This window comes from Pandoraea commovens (assembly GCF_024704525.1).
Classification (GTDB): Bacteria; Pseudomonadota; Gammaproteobacteria; order Burkholderiales; family Burkholderiaceae; genus Pandoraea; species Pandoraea commovens.
Genome location: NZ_CP102780.1, coordinates 3,750,843 through 3,769,199, shown reverse-complemented (window position 1 = coordinate 3,769,199; position 18,357 = coordinate 3,750,843). Strand labels below are relative to the sequence as shown.

19 protein-coding genes are annotated in these 18,357 nt (G+C 64.0%); 17 read left to right on the top strand and 2 right to left on the bottom strand.

Annotated features, from left to right (window positions below; genetic code table 11):
• Positions 1 to 24: 24 nt before the first annotated feature.
• The 11 genes from NTU39_RS17080 (at position 25) to NTU39_RS17030 (ending at position 10,073) form a co-directional block, all read left to right on the top strand.
• Positions 25 to 1,110 (top strand): ABC transporter ATP-binding protein, encoded by a 1,086-nt coding sequence (locus NTU39_RS17080; protein WP_150663251.1) that lies wholly within the window; start codon positions 25 to 27, stop codon positions 1,108 to 1,110.
• A complete protein-coding gene (locus tag NTU39_RS17075; protein WP_257958122.1) occupies positions 1,107 to 2,045 on the top strand; it encodes an ABC transporter permease in 939 nt (312 codons plus the stop codon). The genes NTU39_RS17080 and NTU39_RS17075 overlap by 4 nt, the downstream gene beginning before the upstream one ends.
• A gap of 14 nt (positions 2,046 to 2,059) precedes the next feature.
• Entirely contained in the window at positions 2,060 to 2,875 is an 816-nt protein-coding gene (locus tag NTU39_RS17070) for an ABC transporter permease (RefSeq protein ID WP_039397483.1), read from the top strand.
• A gap of 3 nt (positions 2,876 to 2,878) precedes the next feature.
• Positions 2,879 to 3,982, top strand: a complete 1,104-nt coding sequence (locus NTU39_RS17065; protein ID WP_150663249.1) for an NAD(P)/FAD-dependent oxidoreductase — start codon at positions 2,879 to 2,881, stop codon at positions 3,980 to 3,982.
• Positions 3,960 to 4,268 carry a (2Fe-2S)-binding protein gene (locus tag NTU39_RS17060; RefSeq protein ID WP_052252662.1) on the top strand — a complete coding sequence of 103 codons (309 nt, stop codon included), beginning with the start codon at positions 3,960 to 3,962 and terminating at the stop codon, positions 4,266 to 4,268. The genes NTU39_RS17065 and NTU39_RS17060 overlap by 23 nt, the downstream gene beginning before the upstream one ends.
• The gene (locus NTU39_RS17055; protein WP_257958120.1) at positions 4,265 to 5,698 is read left to right on the top strand and encodes an FAD/NAD(P)-dependent oxidoreductase; all 1,434 of its coding nucleotides are present in this window, start codon (positions 4,265 to 4,267) and stop codon (positions 5,696 to 5,698) included. The genes NTU39_RS17060 and NTU39_RS17055 overlap by 4 nt, the downstream gene beginning before the upstream one ends.
• Before the next feature lie 69 nt (positions 5,699 to 5,767).
• Entirely contained in the window at positions 5,768 to 6,124 is a 357-nt protein-coding gene (locus NTU39_RS17050) for a RidA family protein (RefSeq protein WP_023595388.1), read from the top strand.
• Positions 6,125 to 6,374: 250 nt separating this feature from the next.
• A complete protein-coding gene (locus NTU39_RS17045) occupies positions 6,375 to 7,325 on the top strand; it encodes a sensor histidine kinase (RefSeq protein WP_150663247.1) in 951 nt (316 codons plus the stop codon).
• The gene (locus NTU39_RS17040) at positions 7,307 to 7,972 is read left to right on the top strand and encodes a response regulator transcription factor (RefSeq protein ID WP_257958119.1); all 666 of its coding nucleotides are present in this window, start codon (positions 7,307 to 7,309) and stop codon (positions 7,970 to 7,972) included. The genes NTU39_RS17045 and NTU39_RS17040 overlap by 19 nt, the downstream gene beginning before the upstream one ends.
• Before the next feature lie 93 nt (positions 7,973 to 8,065).
• Positions 8,066 to 8,767, top strand: coding sequence for an outer membrane protein (locus tag NTU39_RS17035; protein WP_150663245.1), 702 nt, complete (start codon positions 8,066 to 8,068; stop codon positions 8,765 to 8,767).
• 205 nt (positions 8,768 to 8,972) lie between these two features.
• Entirely contained in the window at positions 8,973 to 10,073 is a 1,101-nt protein-coding gene (locus tag NTU39_RS17030; protein ID WP_150663244.1) for a diguanylate cyclase, read from the top strand.
• Positions 10,074 to 10,101: 28 nt separating this feature from the next.
• Here the strand turns inward: NTU39_RS17030 and panA are convergent, their stop codons facing one another.
• Positions 10,102 to 10,674 (bottom strand): pandorabactin biosynthesis sigma factor PanA, encoded by a 573-nt coding sequence (panA, locus tag NTU39_RS17025; protein WP_150663243.1) that lies wholly within the window; start codon positions 10,672 to 10,674, stop codon positions 10,102 to 10,104.
• Between the two features lie 356 nt (positions 10,675 to 11,030).
• On the opposite strand from panA, the gene NTU39_RS17020 reads away from it, so the two are divergent.
• The 4 genes from NTU39_RS17020 to fhuF all read left to right on the top strand — a co-directional run bounded on the left by NTU39_RS17020 (position 11,031) and on the right by fhuF (position 13,759).
• Positions 11,031 to 11,768, top strand: a complete 738-nt coding sequence (locus NTU39_RS17020) for a 4'-phosphopantetheinyl transferase family protein (RefSeq protein ID WP_444511749.1) — start codon at positions 11,031 to 11,033, stop codon at positions 11,766 to 11,768.
• A 116-nt stretch (positions 11,769 to 11,884) separates the two neighbouring features.
• A complete protein-coding gene (panC, locus tag NTU39_RS17015; protein ID WP_150574749.1) occupies positions 11,885 to 12,112 on the top strand; it encodes a pandorabactin biosynthesis protein PanC in 228 nt (75 codons plus the stop codon).
• Positions 12,102 to 12,863, top strand: coding sequence for a pandorabactin biosynthesis thioesterase PanD (gene panD, locus NTU39_RS17010; protein ID WP_150663240.1), 762 nt, complete (start codon positions 12,102 to 12,104; stop codon positions 12,861 to 12,863). Before panC ends, panD begins: the two co-directional genes overlap by 11 nt.
• Positions 12,860 to 13,759, top strand: coding sequence for a siderophore-iron reductase FhuF (fhuF, locus tag NTU39_RS17005; RefSeq protein ID WP_150663239.1), 900 nt, complete (start codon positions 12,860 to 12,862; stop codon positions 13,757 to 13,759). The genes panD and fhuF overlap by 4 nt, the downstream gene beginning before the upstream one ends.
• Before the next feature lie 82 nt (positions 13,760 to 13,841).
• On the opposite strand, the gene panF is transcribed toward fhuF, so the two are convergent.
• Entirely contained in the window at positions 13,842 to 15,218 is a 1,377-nt protein-coding gene (panF, locus tag NTU39_RS17000; protein ID WP_257958115.1) for a pandorabactin biosynthesis N-hydroxylase PanF, read from the bottom strand.
• 296 nt (positions 15,219 to 15,514) lie between these two features.
• Between panF and panG the strand changes: the two genes are divergently transcribed.
• Positions 15,515 to 17,215 carry a pandorabactin export ABC transporter PanG gene (panG, locus tag NTU39_RS16995; protein ID WP_257958114.1) on the top strand — a complete coding sequence of 567 codons (1,701 nt, stop codon included), beginning with the start codon at positions 15,515 to 15,517 and terminating at the stop codon, positions 17,213 to 17,215.
• A gap of 79 nt (positions 17,216 to 17,294) precedes the next feature.
• A complete protein-coding gene (gene panH, locus NTU39_RS16990; protein WP_257958113.1) occupies positions 17,295 to 18,269 on the top strand; it encodes a pandorabactin biosynthesis dioxygenase PanH in 975 nt (324 codons plus the stop codon).
• The last annotated feature ends 88 nt before the right edge of the window (positions 18,270 to 18,357 follow it).

The following is an 18,357-nucleotide window of genomic DNA, read 5'->3' as shown; positions in this document are numbered from 1 at the left end:
AGCGGCAAGGAGAACACAAGCGACATGAGCACCAGCACCCCTTACTTACGCGTTGAAAATCTCGGCAAGCGCTTTGGCGACACGGTGGCGGTCGAGGGCGTCGATCTCTCGATTGCGCAGGGCGAGTTCATCTCCCTGCTGGGTCCGTCGGGCTGCGGCAAGACGACCACGTTGCAGATGATTGCGGGTTTCGTCGCCCCGACGTCCGGCCGGATTCTGCTCGAAGGCCGCGACCTCACGCCCGTCCCGCCGGAAAAGCGCGGGCTGGGCATCGTCTTCCAGAGCTACGCGCTGTTTCCGCACATGACGGTGGCGCAGAACGTGGCGTTCGGTCTGGACATGCGGCGCGTAGACGCTGGCGAGAAGCAACGTCGCGTGAAGGACGCGCTGGAGCTGGTGCATCTCGGTGCGCATGCGCAACGCTATCCGCGTGAACTCTCCGGCGGACAGCGTCAGCGTGTGGCGCTGGCGCGGGCGATGGTCATTGCACCGCCCGTGCTGCTGCTCGACGAACCGCTCTCGAATCTCGACGCCAAGCTGCGCGAACAGATGCAGGACGAGTTACGTGCGATTCAGCGTAAGGTCGGCACGACCACGATCATGGTCACGCACGATCAGGCCGAAGCGCTCGCGATCAGCGATCGCGTGGTGCTGCTCAACGCGGGACGTGTGGTTCGCATCGACACGCCACACGAAGTGTACGAAGACCCGCGCGCGACGTTCGCCGCTAACTTCATCGGGCAGACCAATCTCATCACCGGTCAGCTCGACGTGCGCGGTGGCGTGGCGCTGCTGGAAGTGCAGGGACTGCGACTGGTCGTGTCGCCTGCGCAGGCGGGGCTGGCGTCGCCGCAGGCCGCGAACTCAGCGGTCACGTTCTGTCTGCGGCCCGAGCGTATCCGGCTCACGTCGGCGACCGCCGGGCGCGTGCCGGGACGTGTCGCGCAGCGCAGCTTCCATGGCAATCACTGGGTGCTCACCGTTTCGACCGCGCTGGGCGAGTTGCGCGTACTCGTATCGAACGATGGTGTGGTCGCGGCCAATGACGGCGACGCCGTCGGTCTCGACTGGGCTGACGATGCGCTGCGTCTCGTGCAGGAGAGCGCATGAACGCCGCGACGTCTACGCCACCGGGGGTGCCGAGCGTGGAAACAGCGAAGCCTACGGCATCGGTATCGCCCGAGGTCGCCGCTCAGCGTCGCTCGGCATGGACGCTGGTCGCGCCTGCGACGCTCTACTTCCTCGTACTGCTGGCGGTGCCGCTCGTACTGACGTTTGTCCTCAGTCTGCACGGCTTCGATCCGAACTCGGGCGGCATTCTGCCGACGGTGTCGTTGCAGCATTACGTCGACATTCTCACGGACAGCTACTTCTACGAGATCTTCCTGCGCACGTTGCTGCTGTCGGTCGGCGTGACACTGCTGTGTGTGCTGATCGGCGTGCCAGAGGCGTACTTTCTGTTCCGCATGCGCGATCCGTGGCGTTCGCTGTGTCTGGTACTCGTGCTCGGTCCGTTGCTGATCTCGGTCGTCGTGCGCACGCTCGGCTGGTCGATTCTGCTGGGCCGGGAAGGGCTGATCAATGCCGTGCTCACGAAGCTCGGCCTCATCGATCATCCGTTGCAGATGCTGTTCACGATGGGTGCCGTGACGGTGGCGCTGGTGCATGTCCTCGTGCCGTTGCTGGTGCTGTCGGTGTGGACGTCGCTCACGCGGCTGGACCCCGCCGTGGCGCACGCGGCCCGCTCGCTCGGCGCAGGTCGTGCCACCGTGATGTGGCGCGTGGTGCTGCCGCAGATCACGCCAGGCATTCTCTCGGGCAGCCTGATCGTGTTCGCCCTCACGGCGAGCGCCTTCGCGACACCGGCGCTCATCGGCGGACGCCGTCTGAAAGTCGTGGCGACCACGGCGTACGACGAATTCCTCGGCACGCTGAACTGGCCGCTGGGCGCGGCGATTGCCATCGTGCTGCTGATCGTCAACGTGCTCATCATCAGCGGATACAACCACGCCCTTGAGAAGCGCTTCACGCGCCGTCTCGGCTGACGGGAGACCATCACATGAATCAGCTCGATTCTCAGTACGATCGCAACGGCGCGGGCGCGCTGGCGTTCCACGTGCTGTTTCTCGTCTTTATCCTTGCGCCGCTGGTCGTCGTGTGTCTGGTGGCGTTCACGCCGGACAACTTCCTCTCGATTCCGACGAAGCACTTCTCGCTGCGCTGGTTCGAATCGCTCATGAGCGACGAGGACTTTCAGTCGGCGTTGCGCACGAGTCTGTGGCTGGGCGTGATGTCGGCGACGGTGTCGACGGCGCTTGCCGTGCCCACCGCCATGGGACTGGCGCGCTACCGGTTTCCGGGGCGCGACGCGATCAACTCGTTCTTGCTCTCGCCGCTGATGATCCCGCCGGTGGTGCTGGGTATCGCTTTCCTGCGTCTGTTCACGCTGCTTGACATGGGCGGCTCGTTCGAGAGTCTGGTCGCCTGCCACGCGCTGCTGATCTTCCCTTATGCGCTGCGCCTGATCATGGCGGCGCTCGTGGGGCAGGCAGACGAAGGTGAGCGTGCTGCGCGCTCGCTGGGGGCAGGGCGCTGGACGACATTCCGTCGCATCACACTGCCCGCGATTTTGCCGGGCGTGGCGGGCGGCTGGGTGCTGGCGTTCATCAACAGCTTCGACGAACTGACGGCCACGATTTTCGTCACGTCTCCCGAGACGATCACGCTGCCGGTGCGCATCTACATGAATATGAGCGAGACGGTCGATCCGAGCGTCGCCGCGATTTCAACGTTGCTCATCGGGGTGACGCTGGCGGTCATGCTGATCCTCGACCGCATCTACGGATTGAACAAGGTTCTGGTTGGAAATCACTAAAACATGCAAAAGACATACGATATCGCCGTCATCGGCGGTGGCCTCGTCGGCATGGCAATCGCCTACGGGCTTGCCAAGCGCGGACAACGCGTCGTCGTTTGCGATGGCGAAGACAACTCGCTGAGAGCCGCACGCGGCAACTTCGGGTTGGTCTGGGTACAGGGCAAGGGAGGCACCTGCACCAACTATGCGCGCTGGTCGCTGCACTCGGCGAACACGTGGCAGGGGATGGCCGACGAGCTGTTCGCGCGTACCGGCGTGGACGTCGGTTTTCAGCGCCCCGGCGGTTTCAACATCGCGCAGACGGCCGACGAACTGGCCGTCAAGGTCGAGAGCATGCGCAAGCTCAAGGAAGCCGAGCCAGCGCTGGTCTATGAGGTGCTCGATCACGATGCGCTGACTGAGCGTCTGCCCGCCATCGGCCCCGACGTGTACGGGGCGATCTATTCGCCGAACGACGGGCACGTGAGCCCGCTGTACACGCTGCGCGCGCTGTTCGCTGCATTCGAGCAGGCGGGCGGCGAGTACGCGCCGAACGTGCGGGTGACGGACATCCGTCAGCTGGGCAGCGGTGCGTTTCGGGTGAGCATGGGTGACACGTCGTTCGAAGCCGGGCGCGTGGTGCTTGCCGCAGGGCTGGGTAATCGCGAACTCGCGCCGATGGTGGGACTGAGCGCGCCCGTCAAGCCGCTGCGTGGCCAGATCATCGTGACGGAGCGCGTTAAACCGTTCCTCGACTATCCGACGATTTACGTGCGTCAGACCGTCGAAGGCTCGGTCATGCTTGGCGACTCGGCAGAGGACGTCGGCTTCAACGACGGTGTGACGCCGGACGTGCTCGCCGACATCGCCCGACGCGGGATTGCGCCGTTCCCCATTCTCAAGAATGTACGCATCGTGCGCGCATGGGGTGCGCTGCGTGTGATGACGGGCGACGGCCTGCCGATCTACGAAGCCTCGGAATCTTGTCCGGGCGCGTTCCTCGCGACCTGCCACAGCGGCGTGACGCTGGCCGCCGCACATTGTGAAACCATCGCGCCGTGGATTCTCGGCGCAGAACGCCCCGCGCTTCTGGACCATTTCTATGCCAAACGTTTCGCTGCTTAAGTCGCTGGCGCGCAAGGATGGCGCGACGGTGCGGATGTTCATCGACGACATGCCGGTCGATGTGCCCACGGATATGAACGTGGCGGCCGCCTTGCTCTTCTCTGGCGTGACGGCGTGCCGCACCACGCCTGTGACGGGCAGCGAGCGCGCACCGTTCTGCATGATGGGTGTGTGCTTCGATTGTCTCGTGGAGATCGACGGTGTTCCGAACCGGCAGGGCTGCATGACGCCCGTGCGCGAGGGAATGCAAGTGCGTCGCATGGACGGCGCAAGGAGTGTGGCATGAGTTCGATGCGTGTGGATTTGTTGGTCGTCGGCGCCGGTCCTGCGGGACTCGCGGCGGCGCTTGAAGCGAAGCGTCATGGCCTGACGCCGCTCGTCGTCGATGAAAACACGCTGCCCGGCGGGCAGATTTACCGAAGCGTGAGCCGCTCGCCGCTGGCCGATCCGGGCGTACTCGGGCCGGACTATCTGCGCGGGCGTGCACTCGTCGATGCCTTCACGGAAGCAGATATTGCCTATTGGCCGCAAACGCTGGCGTGGCAGATCGGTACCGACAAGCGTGTCTCCGTCACACGGCAAAGCGCGGGTGGCGGAACGTTGCAGATCGAGGCCGGGGCCATCGTGCTGGCAAGCGGTGCGCAGGAGCGTCCGTTCCCGATTCCGGGCTGGACGTTGCCGGGCGTGATGGGCGTGGGGGCGGCGCAGACGCTGCTCAAAGCGTCGGCGCTCGTGCCGGACACACCGGCGGTGCTGGCCGGATGTGGGCCGCTGCTGTATCTGTTCGCGTGGCAACTGATCAACGCCGGTGTGCCGGTGCGGGCAATTCTCGACACCGCCGAGCCGGATGGACGCCGTGAGGCGCTGCATCATGTGGGCGGGGCGTTGCGTGCACCGTCCTATCTGATGAAGGGTCTCAAGCTACTGCGAGCGATTCGCGCGGCAGGCGTGCAACACGTGAAGCATGTGACGTCGCTGCGCGTCGTCGGCGCGACGCAGGCCGAGGCCATCGAATACGTCGTGGAGGGCAAGACGCAGCGCATCGATACGGCGCTCGTGCTGCTGCATCAGGGCGTGATTCCGAACACGCAGGCCACGCGCTCGATCGGTTGCGAGCATGTTTGGGACGAAGCGCAACTGTGCTGGCGGCCGAAGACCGACGCATGGGGCGAGACGAGCGTGCCGGGCATTTTCGTCGCAGGGGACGGTGCGGGTATTGGCGGCGCCTTGGCAGCCGAGCCGTCCGGGCGCCTCGCGGCCACGCAGGCCGCCGCGACGCTCGGCAAACTCGACACGGCAAAGCGGGATTCGCGTGCGCTGTCGTTGCGCCGCGAGCTGGCGGCGCACACGTCGATTCGTCCGTTCCTCGACGCGCTTTACCGACCGGCGGACGGCTTCCGCGCACCTGCCGATGACAGCACTATCGTGTGCCGTTGCGAGGAGGTGACGGCGGGCGACGTGCGTCGTATGGCGGGACTGGGTTGCGTCGGCCCGAACCAGACCAAGAGTTTCTCGCGCTGCGGCATGGGGCCGTGTCAGGGCCGCTTCTGCGGTATGACCGTCGCCGAGTTGCTGGCGCAAGCGCAAGGGTGCGCGGTGCCGGAAGTGGGCTACTACCGCATCCGTCCGCCGATCAAGCCGGTGACGCTGGGCGAACTCGCCTCGGCCGTCGACGCCCCCGAATTCCTGAGCGAACGAGCAGGTTTCCCCAAGTAGGCGAGACGGCTCGCGCCTCTCGCCTGCTACTTTTTATTCCCCTTTTTATTCCTTTTTGGAGACGCAGTAATGAGCGACATTCAACGCCATCACACGAATGCACGGATGAGCCGTGTCGTGGTGCATAACGGCACGGTCTACATCGGCGGCCAGACGGCCGACGACCGCAACCAGGACATCACCGGCCAGACGCAGCAGGTGCTGGCCAAGATCGATGGCTATCTGAAAGACGCTGGCATCGACAAATCGCGACTGCTGTCGGCACAGGTGTGGCTCAAGGACATCGAGTCGGATTTCGCCGGTATGAACGCCGTGTGGGACGCCTGGACGAGCCCGGGCAACACGCCGACGCGCGCGACGGTGGAGTCGCGTCTGGCCGCGCCGGACCTGCTCGTCGAGATCGCCGTGATTGCGGCAGCGAAGTGATCCGGATCCCATGCTTCATGGGGCGGGCGGCGGACTCTCGGACGACGACGATCCGTGCCGCCGCCCTCCAAGCCCATCCTGCCGTTTGCGGAGGCCGGAATCTGCGTACATTTTTTGATGGGTGATGAGGTCAACTTTGGGAGAAATATGATTTACGGGCAGGCGCACAGTGCAGGAGACTCCTCGCACCCTTGATTCGCGTCTGTCGGGCGTTGTCGGTCGAAGCCGGTGATGCCGCAGCAATCCCTGCATGAGTCGTCCCCTTAGTCTGATCGTATTGATGGTGTGGTTGGCGCTGAGCGTCGTCGGCACGGCCCTTATCGTCGTGCGTGCCTACATCGAGGCGCATCCGTCGGCGATGGCCGATTCGCATCATGCGTTGCTAATGGCGTTGTCAGACTTACCGTGGCTGCCGATCGGTCTTTGGAGCGCGATCGTCGTGCTCGCCGTTCTGGCGATGTTCGGCGCGCGACGCCTTCGTCACGCACACGAGCGCGAACTAACGCGCGCGCGACTGGACCGGTTCACCGACCTCGATACGTTCGGCGAGATGGCGGCCGGTCTTGCGCACGAACTCAACCAGCCTTTGATGGCGATCGTGTCGAACGTGCGCTTCGCCGAGCGACTGCTCGACGTGCCGGACGAGCGCAACAACGTGCGCGTGGCGCTGCAAACCAGCGCCGCGCAGGCCAAGCGCGCCGCGCGGATCATCGAGCGGCTGCGCGCAACCGTTGGATCGCATGGCGCAGACGCGCCGCAGGCGTTCGATCCCGGTGCGACCGTACTGGGGCTATTCGCGCTGTTTCGGGGCGAACCGGATCGTGCTCCGGTTCGGCTCGACTGGCACGACGAGGCGCCAGGCGCTCGACCGATGGCCGATCAGGCCGCCATTGAGCAGATTCTTCATAACCTGATTCAGAACGCGTGCGACTCGGTCACCGGTTTTGCCTGTCCGCATATTCAGGTGTTCGGTGAACGGCACGGGCGTCGCTATCGATTTCGTGTCGTCGACAATGGCCCGGGCATCGATGGCGTCATCATGTCGAAAGTCTTCGATCCCTTCTTCACCACGCGATTGCAAGGGCTAGGTCTCGGCCTGCCACTGTGCCAGACGCTCACGCATCGTCAGAACGGCAAACTCACGCTTGCCAATCTGCCCTCGGGCGGTGCCGAAGCGGCGCTATGGTTGCCGCTGGCGTAGCGGTGACGCATGTGCATCGTAGTGGCCGTCTCGTGACCCCGGTCGTAGCCATCGTCGATGACGACATCGCCGTGCGCGATGGCATCGCTTTGCTGCTGCGTACGGTGCGCGTTCCAAGCCGCCAGTTCAGCGATGCCGCGACCTTGTTCGACGCCATCGCTGTCTGCCCGGACATCGGCTGCGTGCTGCTGGACATGCGTATGCCGGACATGAACGGACTCGACGCGCTGGAGCGCTTGCGAAATCAGGCCGATCTACCCGTTATCGTGCTCACCGGTCACGGCAGCGTCGACATGTGCCGTCAGGCCTTCAAACGGGGCGCGGTCGACTTCCTGCAAAAGCCGGTCGACGAGGACAAGCTGATCGCCGCCGTTCAGCATGCGCTGCGCTCGCACGTGGTGTTGCGCGACGTCGAGAAGGCGCGGCAACAGCGCATGGAGGGGTTGGCGTCGCTGAGCGGGCGCGAGCGTGAGGTGCTCGACTGGGTCGTCAGGGGGGCCAGCAGCAAGGAGATTGCGCGCGTGCTGGGGATTTCGCCGCGCACTGTCGAGACGCATCGCGCGACCTTGTTGGGCAAGCTCGATGTGAATTCGCTCGTCGCGCTGGTGCGGGACTTTTCGCCGCTGCTCGGTGAGTCGTCTCCGTAGCGCTACGGAGAGTCGTTCAGTAGCCAGACGGATACCTCGGGCGTGGCTGACTTTCTACGATAGCGGTTCACATCGCTACGTATGAGGAAGTCCATGAAGACCTATCACTTCGCTATTCCTTCGTTGATGGCGCTGACGTTCGCCGGTGTCGCAATCGCGGACACCGCACCCGCAGCATCGGCCAGCGACGCAGGCTACTATGGTGCCGCCCGCCTCATCGGCGCCTTCGACAACGTCAACAACATGGAACTGACGAGCCCGCGTGTGAGCGGCATGATCCGTGGTCCGAAGTCCGAGGCTCACATCACAGGGTCGGTGGCACTGGGCTATCAGTTCGGCAACGGCTGGCGCGCGGAAGGTGAATACGTGTTTCGACGTGGCAACGAGTTCGATAGCTACTGGGCGCCGTTCAACGCAAATGCAAATCGCTTCAAGGTTGCATCGCAACGTCTGATGCTCAACGGATATCGCGATTTCGATCTCGGGCATGGGTTCTCCGTATACGGCACGCTCGGCCTCGGTGTTGCGATCGTCTCGGCAGACGGCTGGCAAGGCAACGCGTCGCGCGGCTTCGCTTCGCGTACGCAGACCAATCTGGCTTACTCGGGCGGTGTCGGCGTGAGCTACGCCATCGACAAGCGTTTCACGGTCGACATCGGCTATCGCTACGTCGATATGGGCAATGTCGAGAGCGGCTTCAACACGTTCGAGAACCGTATCGGCGCACGTGACGAACAGTTGAAAGCCCGACTGGCCTCGAGCGAAGTGTTCATCGGAGTGCGCGGCCGCTTCTAAGCGTGGGTCCGTCGGACACGATGATCAAGCGGGGATCAACGCATTGGTGAATTTACTGCGTCTGTAGGTTGATCCCCGCTCGCGCCTGCAAGCGCGGCAGGGCAGGCATAATGCGCGAGTCGGCAGGTTGCCTACAGTAGGTCAAAGCCCCCTTTCGTATTTGCTCATCGCAATTCCATCTCCACCCGCCCTGGACGTTGGCGACATGACGGACCCATCCACCGACCCGATCACGCGATCGCAGGCCCAGAAGGGGCGGGACTTCTCTCGTCGCGTGCTGGGGCTGCGCAGTCTGGGATGCGTGCTGAGCGCCATCGCCGTGTTCACGGCCATCCGGCATGCGGGGGCGTCGCATTTCGGTTACGGGATTTGGGCGCTCAATGCGTTTCTCTGGCCAGCGTTTGCCCACGCCATCGCCATGTCGTCGGCCGATCCGGTGGTGGCCGAGCGTCGAAATTTGTTGTGTGACTCGGCCTTCGGCGGTGGCTGGGTCGTGGCGATGCACTTCAGTGGCGTGCCGTCGGCCGTGCTGGTGTCGGTGCTGTTGATGCACAACGCGTCCGCAGGCGGATACCGGCTGCTACGCGACGGCATTCTGGCCATGCTGGTCGGCGGCGTTCTGACGGGGACGGTGCTGGGCTTCACGATCCGAACGGACATCCCTTTCTCGGAACTGGTCGCGAGCCTGCCGTTGTTGCTGATCTATCCCACATTGGTCGGACTCACGAGCTATCGTCTGGCGAAGCGGCTCTCAAGGAGCGAGCGGACGCTGCGTCGGATCAGCGATCAGGACGACCTGACATCGCTGCTCAACCGACGCTCATGGATGCGCGCACTCACGAGTTGCTTCGCCGAGAAGCGGCTGGGGCGCACGGGGACTGCGAGCATCGCGCTTATCGATATCGACGGGTTCAAGGAAATCAACGACCTGCACGGTCATCTTCAGGGCGATTCGCTGATCCGGATTCTTTCCGACGTGCTGTCCACCGAACTGGGCAGTCACGACATCAGCGGCCGATACGGCGGCGACGAGTTCTGCGTGTTGTTCGACGGGCAATCCGCCGAGAAGGCACGCCGGAAGCTGGAAAAAGTGTGTGCGGTGTTTTCAAGTGCGACCGAGGGGCTGGACTCGGTGCGCGCCGTGACATTGAGTGCAGGCGTGGCGAACTACACCGTGAATCTGGTGTCGCCGACCGCGTGGCTGGCGATGGCCGACCACGCGTTGTACACCGCCAAGCGCTCAGGGAAGGACCGGATCGTGATTGCCGATATCGACGTCGGCTTCGACGGGGTCGTGCTGCGCTAGCGGTTTAGCGACATAGTGACGTCGCCACTCAGGCGGGTTCCTCGGTCGTGCCGCTGATCCACGGTGTGAGGGCCTGACGGGCATCCTGCATCATGAAGTTCACGAGCGTCGTGGAGACCCCCAGCGACTGGGCGATCTCGCGTTGCGTGCAATCCTGGAAGTAATACATCTCGAACACCGTGCGGGTGCGTTCGGGCAGCGTCTTGAGCCGGTCGAGCATGCCGCCGATCATCTGGCGCGCTGTGACCTGCGCCTCAGGCGAGGCGGCACGATCGGGCATGTCGATGGCTTCGTCTTCCACCGTAAACACGCGATTCTCGATTTGCTGACGGCGGTATCCGTCCAGCGCCAGATTGCGCACGACTTGCATCACGTAGCTGGCGGGATGCCGCACGGGGCAGGCGCTGCGCGCATCGCATAGCTTGATGTAGGCGTCCTGCACGACGTCTTCGGCACGGCAGGGGCATCCGAGGATGCGCATCGCCAATCCCACCAGCGCCCGTCGGTGCGTCACGAAAATCTGGCCGACGAGACTGTCCTCCGTATCTGTGCCCATTGGCGTCCAGCCGGGACACCCGGCGTAACTCAACTGCTCGCTCATGCTTTTGCCTCCAGATCGGCATCGAACGCACAGCTGTGTGACGAAGCGACGCACTGTCGCTTTGGAACCACACTGCGGCACCCCCTTGAGGAGTACGAACGCAGTCGGATGACAAAACGACGGACGAACGCCGCCGGGAACGGCGCACGGGCGCGTTCCGACACAACGGTGCAGGGAGAAAAGACAGGACTGCAGAACTTCTGTTGCATCGCGCTGACAGGCAGTGGGGCTACCACTTTCTGCAGGGGATGCGGTAAATTTGACGTAAACGATAGTGAAAATGAGAATGGTTTGCAATTGATATTTTGATATGCAAGATGTCGACCGATTGGAGAGCGTGTCATTTCGTTATGCCAATGAGCTTAGCTTTGCAATTCATCAGGATTACCGATGCTTCGAGCGCACCGGCGCGCCTGGCGTCGCGGCTGTCTGCGGACGAGCATTTCCGGCTCGGTGCGCTGCATAAGGAGGAGGATCGGGCGCGCTTCGCGGTGGTCCGGGCTACGTTGCGCGATGTGCTGGGCCGCGAGTTGGGGCTGCAGCCGGATCGGGTGGCGTTCGAGGTCGACGCGCAGGGCCGTCCGCGTCTGGTCGGGGGCGGGCCGCCGGACTTCAACGTTAGCCATGCCGGGCATTGGGGGTTGCTGGCCTATTCGCCTGATGTGCGCGTCGGTGTCGATATCGAACGACTGAACGCGCTCGCCGAACCGCGTTCTTCGTGGGACGTCTGCCTTCATGCGGAAGAGCAGCGTGCCTTGCTGATGCTGAGTTTCACGCTGTCGGGGCACGGATCGCGCGTAGACGAGATATTTCATTGGGTCTGGAGCCTCAAAGAGGCGATCTTCAAGGCGCTCGGCACCGGGTTGCAGGACAGCCTCACGGCGCTGAGCGTGGATGTGGACGCCGTTGCGCGCGCGGTGACGGCGGTCGAGGGCAAATTCGATGCGGCGATCCCGTCGGCCACCGCCGGTTGCGCGATTCCCTGGCGGACGGACGACCCGGCGCTGGCCGAGGCGTTGCGCGGGCTGGAACTGCGTCTGTTGCCCGCGCCGCCGGGCTATTCGGCGGCATTGGCTTGGCTGCCTAAGGGGTAAATTGGGTAATTTGGGTAAATTGCGCCGGTGCTTGACCGTCTTTCAGCCAGAGGAGGGCGCACACCGTGCCCTTGCAGCCTTCGCCCCCGGCAGGCTGGACGCTTAAGGAGTGATCGATGAGTTTCGACGACGAGAATGGCGTGTTCCGTGTGGTCATCAACGACGAAGAGCAATACGCCATCTGGCCGGACTACCGGCCCGTGCCTGCTGGCTGGCGCGAAGTCGGGGTGACCGGTAACAAGGCAACGTGCCTTGCCCACATCGAGTCGGTCTGGACGGACATGCGCCCGCGCAGCCTGCGCGAGCATCTGGCCACGCAGGGTGACGGACGCAATGGCGTTTGAGGCCTGTCGTCTGCTCTGCCTGCCCTGCGCAGGGGGGAGTGCTACGGTGTACGCGCGCTGGGCGCAGGCCGCGCCGTCATGGCTGGCGGTGCGCCCGCTCGAACTGCCGGGGCGCGGTACGCGTCATCATGAACCATTGCAACATGACCCGCACCTGCTGGCGGACCAACTGACCGAGGAGTGCCTGGCGCAGCATGTGAGGCCCGGCACACGTTTCGCGTTATTCGGTCACAGCCTTGGCGGTCTGCTGGCGTTCGAGATCGCACATCGCTTGCACGCGCGGGGTTGTTCGCCTGCGGCGCTGTTCGTGGCCGCGAGCCGCCCGCCCGCCACGCGCGACGACAGTCGCTATGCCGCGTTGCGCGACGACGCCGAGGTGCTGGCCGAGATGCGCGCGCTCGGCGGCACGCCGGAAGCCCTGCTCGCCGAGCCTGAGCTGATGGCGATGGTGCTGCCGGTCATCAAGGCGGATTTCCAACTGTGCGGACATTACCGGCGTCCATCGCTGCAGGTGCGTGCGCCGTTATCCATGCCGATTCATGCGTTGGCCGGACGCCGCGACGCGTTCGCACCGGATGTCCTCGACGACTGGCGTTGCGAGACGACCGGCAGCTATACGCGCACCGACTTCGACGGCGACCATTTCTTCGTGCGCGACGATCCCGCCCATCTGCTGGCGGTTATCGCCAACGGCCTGGCCCCGGCGATGCATGCGCCGCACCCGGCGCGCGCGCTGGCGGCAACGCGATGAGCGAGCGCGCTCACACACTAGCGCAACCATCTCCGGGCGCTGCCAAGTTCGACCTCGCGGCGAGTCTGCCTGCCCCGGTGCGGGCCGAGTTGGGGCCGCTGTGCGCCGGACTGGCCTTCGGCGCACGCGTGCCCGACGACCTTCACCCCGGCGATACGGTCATCGGTCTGGCGGATCTCGATCGCCACATGCCCGCCATGTTCGACGGCGTTCGCCGCCTCGTGCCTGGGGTCGAGCCGCGTGCGCTCATGTCGCAGTGGAGCAAGTTCTACTTCCGGGCGGTGGCCCCGGCGGCGCTGGCGATCGCCGTCGTGCATGGCCGTACACTGACGCTCGACTCGGATGCCTGTGGCATCGTGCTGCGCGGCGGACTGCCCGTGCAAGTTCGCTTTCCCGAATCCAGCTGGACGCCGCCGCGCGAAGGCGAGGGCGATGCTGAGGCCGATCCGGCGTCAGCGCGTTTTGCGTCACTGCTTCAGGGGCATCTGCCTGCCGCAATGGCGGCGATGCAGCGGGCGGCGGGCGTTTCGACCCGTGTACTCTGGAGCAACGCAGGCAATCTGCTGGAGTTTATCGTCGGTGAGATGCGCAAGGTGCCGTCGCTGAGCGTGCGTGCCGCCAGCGACTACGCGTGGCTGTTCGATGGCGACGCCGGTTTCGGTCAGACGTCCGACAATCCGCTCTATCGCACGGTTCGTTACGTCACGCCGCCGTCAACCGCCATGCCCACGCCGATGCGCGCGCGCCGTGTGTGTTGCCTGCGCTATCAGTTGGCGGGGAAAGGCACGCGATGTGACGAAGCGTTGCTATGCGGATCGTGTCCACTGATCCTGACCATGACGCCCGTGCAGCTTCAGCGGCAACTGGCGATGCAGGCTTGTGGCGCACCTCAGTAGCCGCTCGCATCCTACGCAACAATGAAAAGCGGCACCGCAGCCCTATAGGCAGTGGTGCCGCTTTTGCGTCGATGGTGCCCGTTCATCCCGCCAGTGCGGCGACGCGCGATGCTTGGGTTGTCTGGGCCGGTGCATCGGTCTGCAAGGGCGCGCGCGACAGCAGCGACGTTGCGATTTCGGACGAGCGCGTAGCCAGAATCGAGAGTAGCGTGTCGGACAGTCCGTGCGTCGGCTCGCAATAGCCTTGCAGATAGATGCCGGGCTGGAAGCTCTCGCGGGTGCGCAGACGATAGTCGCGCTCGCCTTCGAGGCCGTCGAGCCACGGCGCCAGGTCCGACAACAGGGCTTCGTGCGTGCGGCGCTCGTACCCGGTCGCCAGCACCACGACATCGTAATGCTGCGTCACCGGCCGTCCGGCAAGCCGCTCGTGCATGTGCAACGTGATGCGGTCCCCGTCGGCGCTCGCCTCCTGGATCTCATGGCACGACAGCAAGGCGTGGTGCCCGTGTCCGCCCACGCGCTGCTGATACAGCACGTCGTAGATGCGTGCGATCAGATCGTCGTCGACCACGGCATAGTTCGTATTGCGAAACTCATCGAGAATACGTTCGCGTTGTTCCACCGGCTGCGCATAGATGAAGTCGGTGAATTGCGGATCGAAGATTTCGTTGACGAACGGGCTGCTGTCTGCGGGTTTGAGGGCGCGGCCGCGCATGATGAGGTCGACCTGTGCCTGCGGCCATTGCTCCGCAAGGTCGAGGAAGATTTCCGCCGCACTTTGTCCGCCGCCGACGACGGCGACGCGACGCGGTGCGGTCTCGCTGAGCGACGCCACGCGGGCCAGATATTGCGACGAATGGAACAAGCGCGCGTGGGACGTGCGATGTAATGGGGTGAACACCGGCGGCACATGGGGCGTGCCGCCTGCGCCGAGAATCACGTTGCGTGTGCGGCGCGACTGCGTCTCGCCTTGCCCGTCGCGCGAATGAACCTGCAACGCCACGACTTCGTCGCGCTCCAGCACCGGCTCGATGCCTGTCACCGTCTCGCCATACGCGCATTGCCCGTGAAAGTGCGACGCCGCCCAGCGCAGATAGTCGTTGTACTCGCGCCGGGTCGGATAGTGGCTTTGCAGGTTGATGAACGCGGACAGCCGCGCCTTCTCATGCAGATAGTTGATGAAAGTGAAGCGGCTGCGCGGATTGCGAAGCGTCGCGAGATCCTTGAGATAGGCGATCTGCATGCGGCTGTTCGAGAGCAGCATGTTGCCGTGCCAGGTGAACTCGGGCTGCTTCTCCAGAAACAGGAAGCGGGCAGGGCCGAGGCGCTGCCCGCAGTGCTCTTCGAGGGCGATGGCCAGAGCGAGATTGGACGGGCCGAAGCCAACGCCGATCAGGTCGTGTGTCACAGAATGAGGGGAAGTGTTGGTCGTCGTGGACGGTTCGGTACTTGCGTGCATGAGGGCCTCGGCAAGGTCATCCGGTGAATTCACCCGGACCCGGGATCGGGGGGAATGCCATACAAAGCATCCGTTTCCCAGAAGACGATGAGCATTTCTTTAAATTTACCCCGGAGAAATTCAAGCAAATGCGACGGGAAAATTTTCGGTGTCCTGAATCGTCTTAGAGCGAAGGAGCCATAAGTGGGTGCGGCTGTCGGGCCCGCCAGTTTCCGGTTTCCCCCTCTGTTCCTTCATCGAGATCCGTGGTCTGGCGCCGTCGTGCGCGCGACGACGGATCACCCGCGGAGAGCGTCGTGTTCCTGTTTCTGTTCCTGTTGCGTGCCTCACGCTGGCTGCTTGCGGCCGCTGTAGTTGCCTCGCTCGCCTGCGGCGTGGCGAACGTCATGCTGATCGCATCGATCAATCGCGCGCTCGGTGCGCCAGCGGCGGAGCTGGGCGCACTGGCGTGGCGCTTCGCCGCGCTGGCCGTGCTGTCCATGCTCGCGCAGATGTGCGCCGGTGCGCTCTTCACACGGCTGGGGCAGCGTACGCTGGCCGAACTTCGTCGACACGTGTCGCGCATCATCGTCAACGCGCCGCTGCGCGTGGTCGAGTCGACGGGCGGCGCGCGCGTGCAGTCGGTGCTGGCCGACGACGCCAACCACGTCGCCAATTTCTTCATCGGCCTGCCGACGCTTGTCATGAACGGCGCGATTGTGATGGGCTGCTTCCTGTACCTCGCGATCCTGTCATGGCCGATCTTCCTGATGGCCTGCGTAGCGATCGGTCTGGGCGCGTTGGGTTATCACATCAGCCATACCAAAGTGATTCGGTATCTGCGCACGGCGGGGCAGCGTCAGGACGAGCTGTTCGGGCACTTCCAGACGCTGGCATCCGGTGCCAAGGAACTGAAACTCAACCGCCGTCGTGCCGACGCCTTTCTCGCCCGCGTGCTCGGCTCCGCCATCGATGCGGTGCGAGAGAATCGCTCGCGCGGCCTGACGCTCTTCATCTTCTCGGTCAGTTGGGTGCGCTTCCTGTTCTTCTCGCTCATCGGGCTGGTGCTGTTCGTGCTGGTCGGTGCGACGTCGAGCAATGCGCATGTGGCGACGGGCTACGCCATCGTCTTCCTTTACATGGTCACGCCGCTCGAAGCCATGCTTAACAACATTCCGTTGCTGACGATGGCGCGTGTCGCGAGCGAGCGCATCCAAAAGGTGACGGAGTCGATGCGCACCGAGGACGTCACGTCGTCGGAGACGTCGACGACCGGCGCACCGCTGGTGCGGCTGCATGGCATCACGCATAGCTATTACCACGAACAGCAGGACGAAATCTTCCGCATGGGGCCGATCGATCTGACGTTCCGGCCGGGTGAGATCACCTTCCTGATCGGGGGGAACGGCAGCGGCAAAACGTCGCTGGCCAAGCTGCTCACCGGACTGTATGTGCCCGAGAGCGGCGAAATCGTGTGGAACGGGCAGTCGGTCGACGTCAAAAATCGTGATCGCTACCGTCAGTTGTTCTCGGCGATCTTCTTCGATTTCCACCTGTTCGAAACGCTGTTGGGCGCGGACGACGCGCAAACCGATCCCGCTCGGATCGATGCGTTTGCTGCGCGCTGGCTCGCGCGTCTGCACCTGCAACACAAGGTCAGCGTGACGAATGGTGCGTTCTCGACGCGCGATCTCTCGCAGGGGCAGCGCAAGCGTCTGGCGCTCGTGGCGGCGTGCGTGGAGGATCGGCCGTTCCTCGTGTTCGACGAATGGGCGGCCGATCAGGACCCTGTGTTCAAGGAAGTGTTCTACCGGGAGATCCTGCCTGAGCTGAAGGCGCAGGGGAAAACCGTGCTGGTGATCTCGCACGATGATCGTTACTTCTCGCTGGCCGACCGGCTGGTGAAGATGGAAAACGGTCAGTTGATCTCGGACGGCGAGCCGACATCGGTCGCATCGACGTCTGCAAATCCCGTGGTGACGACGGCGAATGTAGAAAAACCGCAATCGTCCGCGTAAACCCCTTAAATTGCAGGCACAAGGATCGTCAATGAAATTGCGGCGCGTGTGGCGCCGCGGTTTCGTTGAGGATCCAACCATGCTCGATACGATGCTCGATGTGCGCGCCCTGCGCACCAATGGCGACCTCCCGATGGTGGTCGAACCGCGCGATGCCGGTGTGCCGATCGAGGCCGCCGCCAGTGCCCTTCACGCGCTGGTGGACGAATATCTCCCGACCCACGGCGGCGTTCTGTTCCGGGGGTTCAAGGTCGATGGCGATGCGGCGTTCCGCGAGTTCGCCGCGTCTTTCGGTCATTCGCTACTGACCTATGAGTTCGGTTCGACGCCGCGCAGCAAAGTCGCGCAAGGCGTCTACACGTCGACCGAATATCCGCCGCACCAGCACATTCCGTTGCATAACGAACAGTCGTACACGCGCGACTGGCCGATGAAGATCTGGTTCTACAGCGTGCTCACGGCGCAGGAAGGCGGCGAGACGCCGATTGCCGACAGCCGCCGCATTTATGCCCGTGTGCCGCAAGACCTGCGCGAGCGCTTCGCGAGCAAGGGGCTGATGTACGTGCGCAACTTCGGCAACGGCTTCGACGTGCCGTGGACGCAGGTCTTCAACACCGAAGACCGCGCCGAAGTTGAAGCGTACTGCCGCGCGCACCGCATTGCCTGCGAATGGAAAGACGATGGCGAGTTGCGTACGCGCCAACTGTGTCAGGCCGTCGCGCAACATCCCGTGACGGGCGACTGGGTCTGGTTCAATCAGGCGCACCTGTTCCACATCTCCAATCTCGAACCCGACGTGCGCGAGACGTTGCTCGACGTCGTCGGCGAAGAGGATCTGCCGCGCAACGTGTACTACGGCGACGGCAGTCCCATCGAGGAAGACGCGCTCGCCACCATTCGTCACGTGCTGGAAGCGGAGAAGATCAGTTTCCCGTGGCAGAACGGCGATGTGCTGATGCTCGACAACATGCTCGCGGCGCACGCGCGCTCGCCGTTCAAGGGGCCGCGCAAAGTCGTCGTGGCGATGGCGCAGGCGCACGGGGCCGACCGCTGACGGTTTTTCCCGGTATTCGAAACATCTTCTCTCCGTCATTTACCGCGTGTCGCGGCCCGGCGACCCCGTCGGCCGCCACGCGCCAGTC

What these genes read in the sequence shown, in the direction of transcription:
- NTU39_RS17080 (WP_150663251.1), top strand. Translation starts at nt 25, where the DNA reads ATGAGCACCAGCACCCCTTACTTACGCGTTGAAAATCTCGGCAAGCGC.
- NTU39_RS17075 (WP_257958122.1), top strand. Translation starts at nt 1,107, where the DNA reads ATGAACGCCGCGACGTCTACGCCACCGGGGGTGCCGAGCGTGGAAACA.
- NTU39_RS17070 (WP_039397483.1), top strand. Translation starts at nt 2,060, where the DNA reads ATGAATCAGCTCGATTCTCAGTACGATCGCAACGGCGCGGGCGCGCTG.
- NTU39_RS17065 (WP_150663249.1), top strand. Translation starts at nt 2,879, where the DNA reads ATGCAAAAGACATACGATATCGCCGTCATCGGCGGTGGCCTCGTCGGC.
- NTU39_RS17060 (WP_052252662.1), top strand. Translation starts at nt 3,960, where the DNA reads ATGCCAAACGTTTCGCTGCTTAAGTCGCTGGCGCGCAAGGATGGCGCG.
- NTU39_RS17055 (WP_257958120.1), top strand. Translation starts at nt 4,265, where the DNA reads ATGAGTTCGATGCGTGTGGATTTGTTGGTCGTCGGCGCCGGTCCTGCG.
- NTU39_RS17050 (WP_023595388.1), top strand. Translation starts at nt 5,768, where the DNA reads ATGAGCGACATTCAACGCCATCACACGAATGCACGGATGAGCCGTGTC.
- NTU39_RS17045 (WP_150663247.1), top strand. Translation starts at nt 6,375, where the DNA reads ATGAGTCGTCCCCTTAGTCTGATCGTATTGATGGTGTGGTTGGCGCTG.
- NTU39_RS17040 (WP_257958119.1), top strand. Translation starts at nt 7,307, where the DNA reads ATGGTTGCCGCTGGCGTAGCGGTGACGCATGTGCATCGTAGTGGCCGT.
- NTU39_RS17035 (WP_150663245.1), top strand. Translation starts at nt 8,066, where the DNA reads ATGAAGACCTATCACTTCGCTATTCCTTCGTTGATGGCGCTGACGTTC.
- NTU39_RS17030 (WP_150663244.1), top strand. Translation starts at nt 8,973, where the DNA reads ATGACGGACCCATCCACCGACCCGATCACGCGATCGCAGGCCCAGAAG.
- panA (WP_150663243.1), bottom strand. Translation starts at nt 10,674, where the DNA reads ATGAGCGAGCAGTTGAGTTACGCCGGGTGTCCCGGCTGGACGCCAATG.
- NTU39_RS17020 (WP_444511749.1), top strand. Translation starts at nt 11,031, where the DNA reads ATGAGCTTAGCTTTGCAATTCATCAGGATTACCGATGCTTCGAGCGCA.
- panC (WP_150574749.1), top strand. Translation starts at nt 11,885, where the DNA reads ATGAGTTTCGACGACGAGAATGGCGTGTTCCGTGTGGTCATCAACGAC.
- panD (WP_150663240.1), top strand. Translation starts at nt 12,102, where the DNA reads ATGGCGTTTGAGGCCTGTCGTCTGCTCTGCCTGCCCTGCGCAGGGGGG.
- fhuF (WP_150663239.1), top strand. Translation starts at nt 12,860, where the DNA reads ATGAGCGAGCGCGCTCACACACTAGCGCAACCATCTCCGGGCGCTGCC.
- panF (WP_257958115.1), bottom strand. Translation starts at nt 15,218, where the DNA reads ATGCACGCAAGTACCGAACCGTCCACGACGACCAACACTTCCCCTCAT.
- panH (WP_257958113.1), top strand. Translation starts at nt 17,295, where the DNA reads ATGCTCGATACGATGCTCGATGTGCGCGCCCTGCGCACCAATGGCGAC.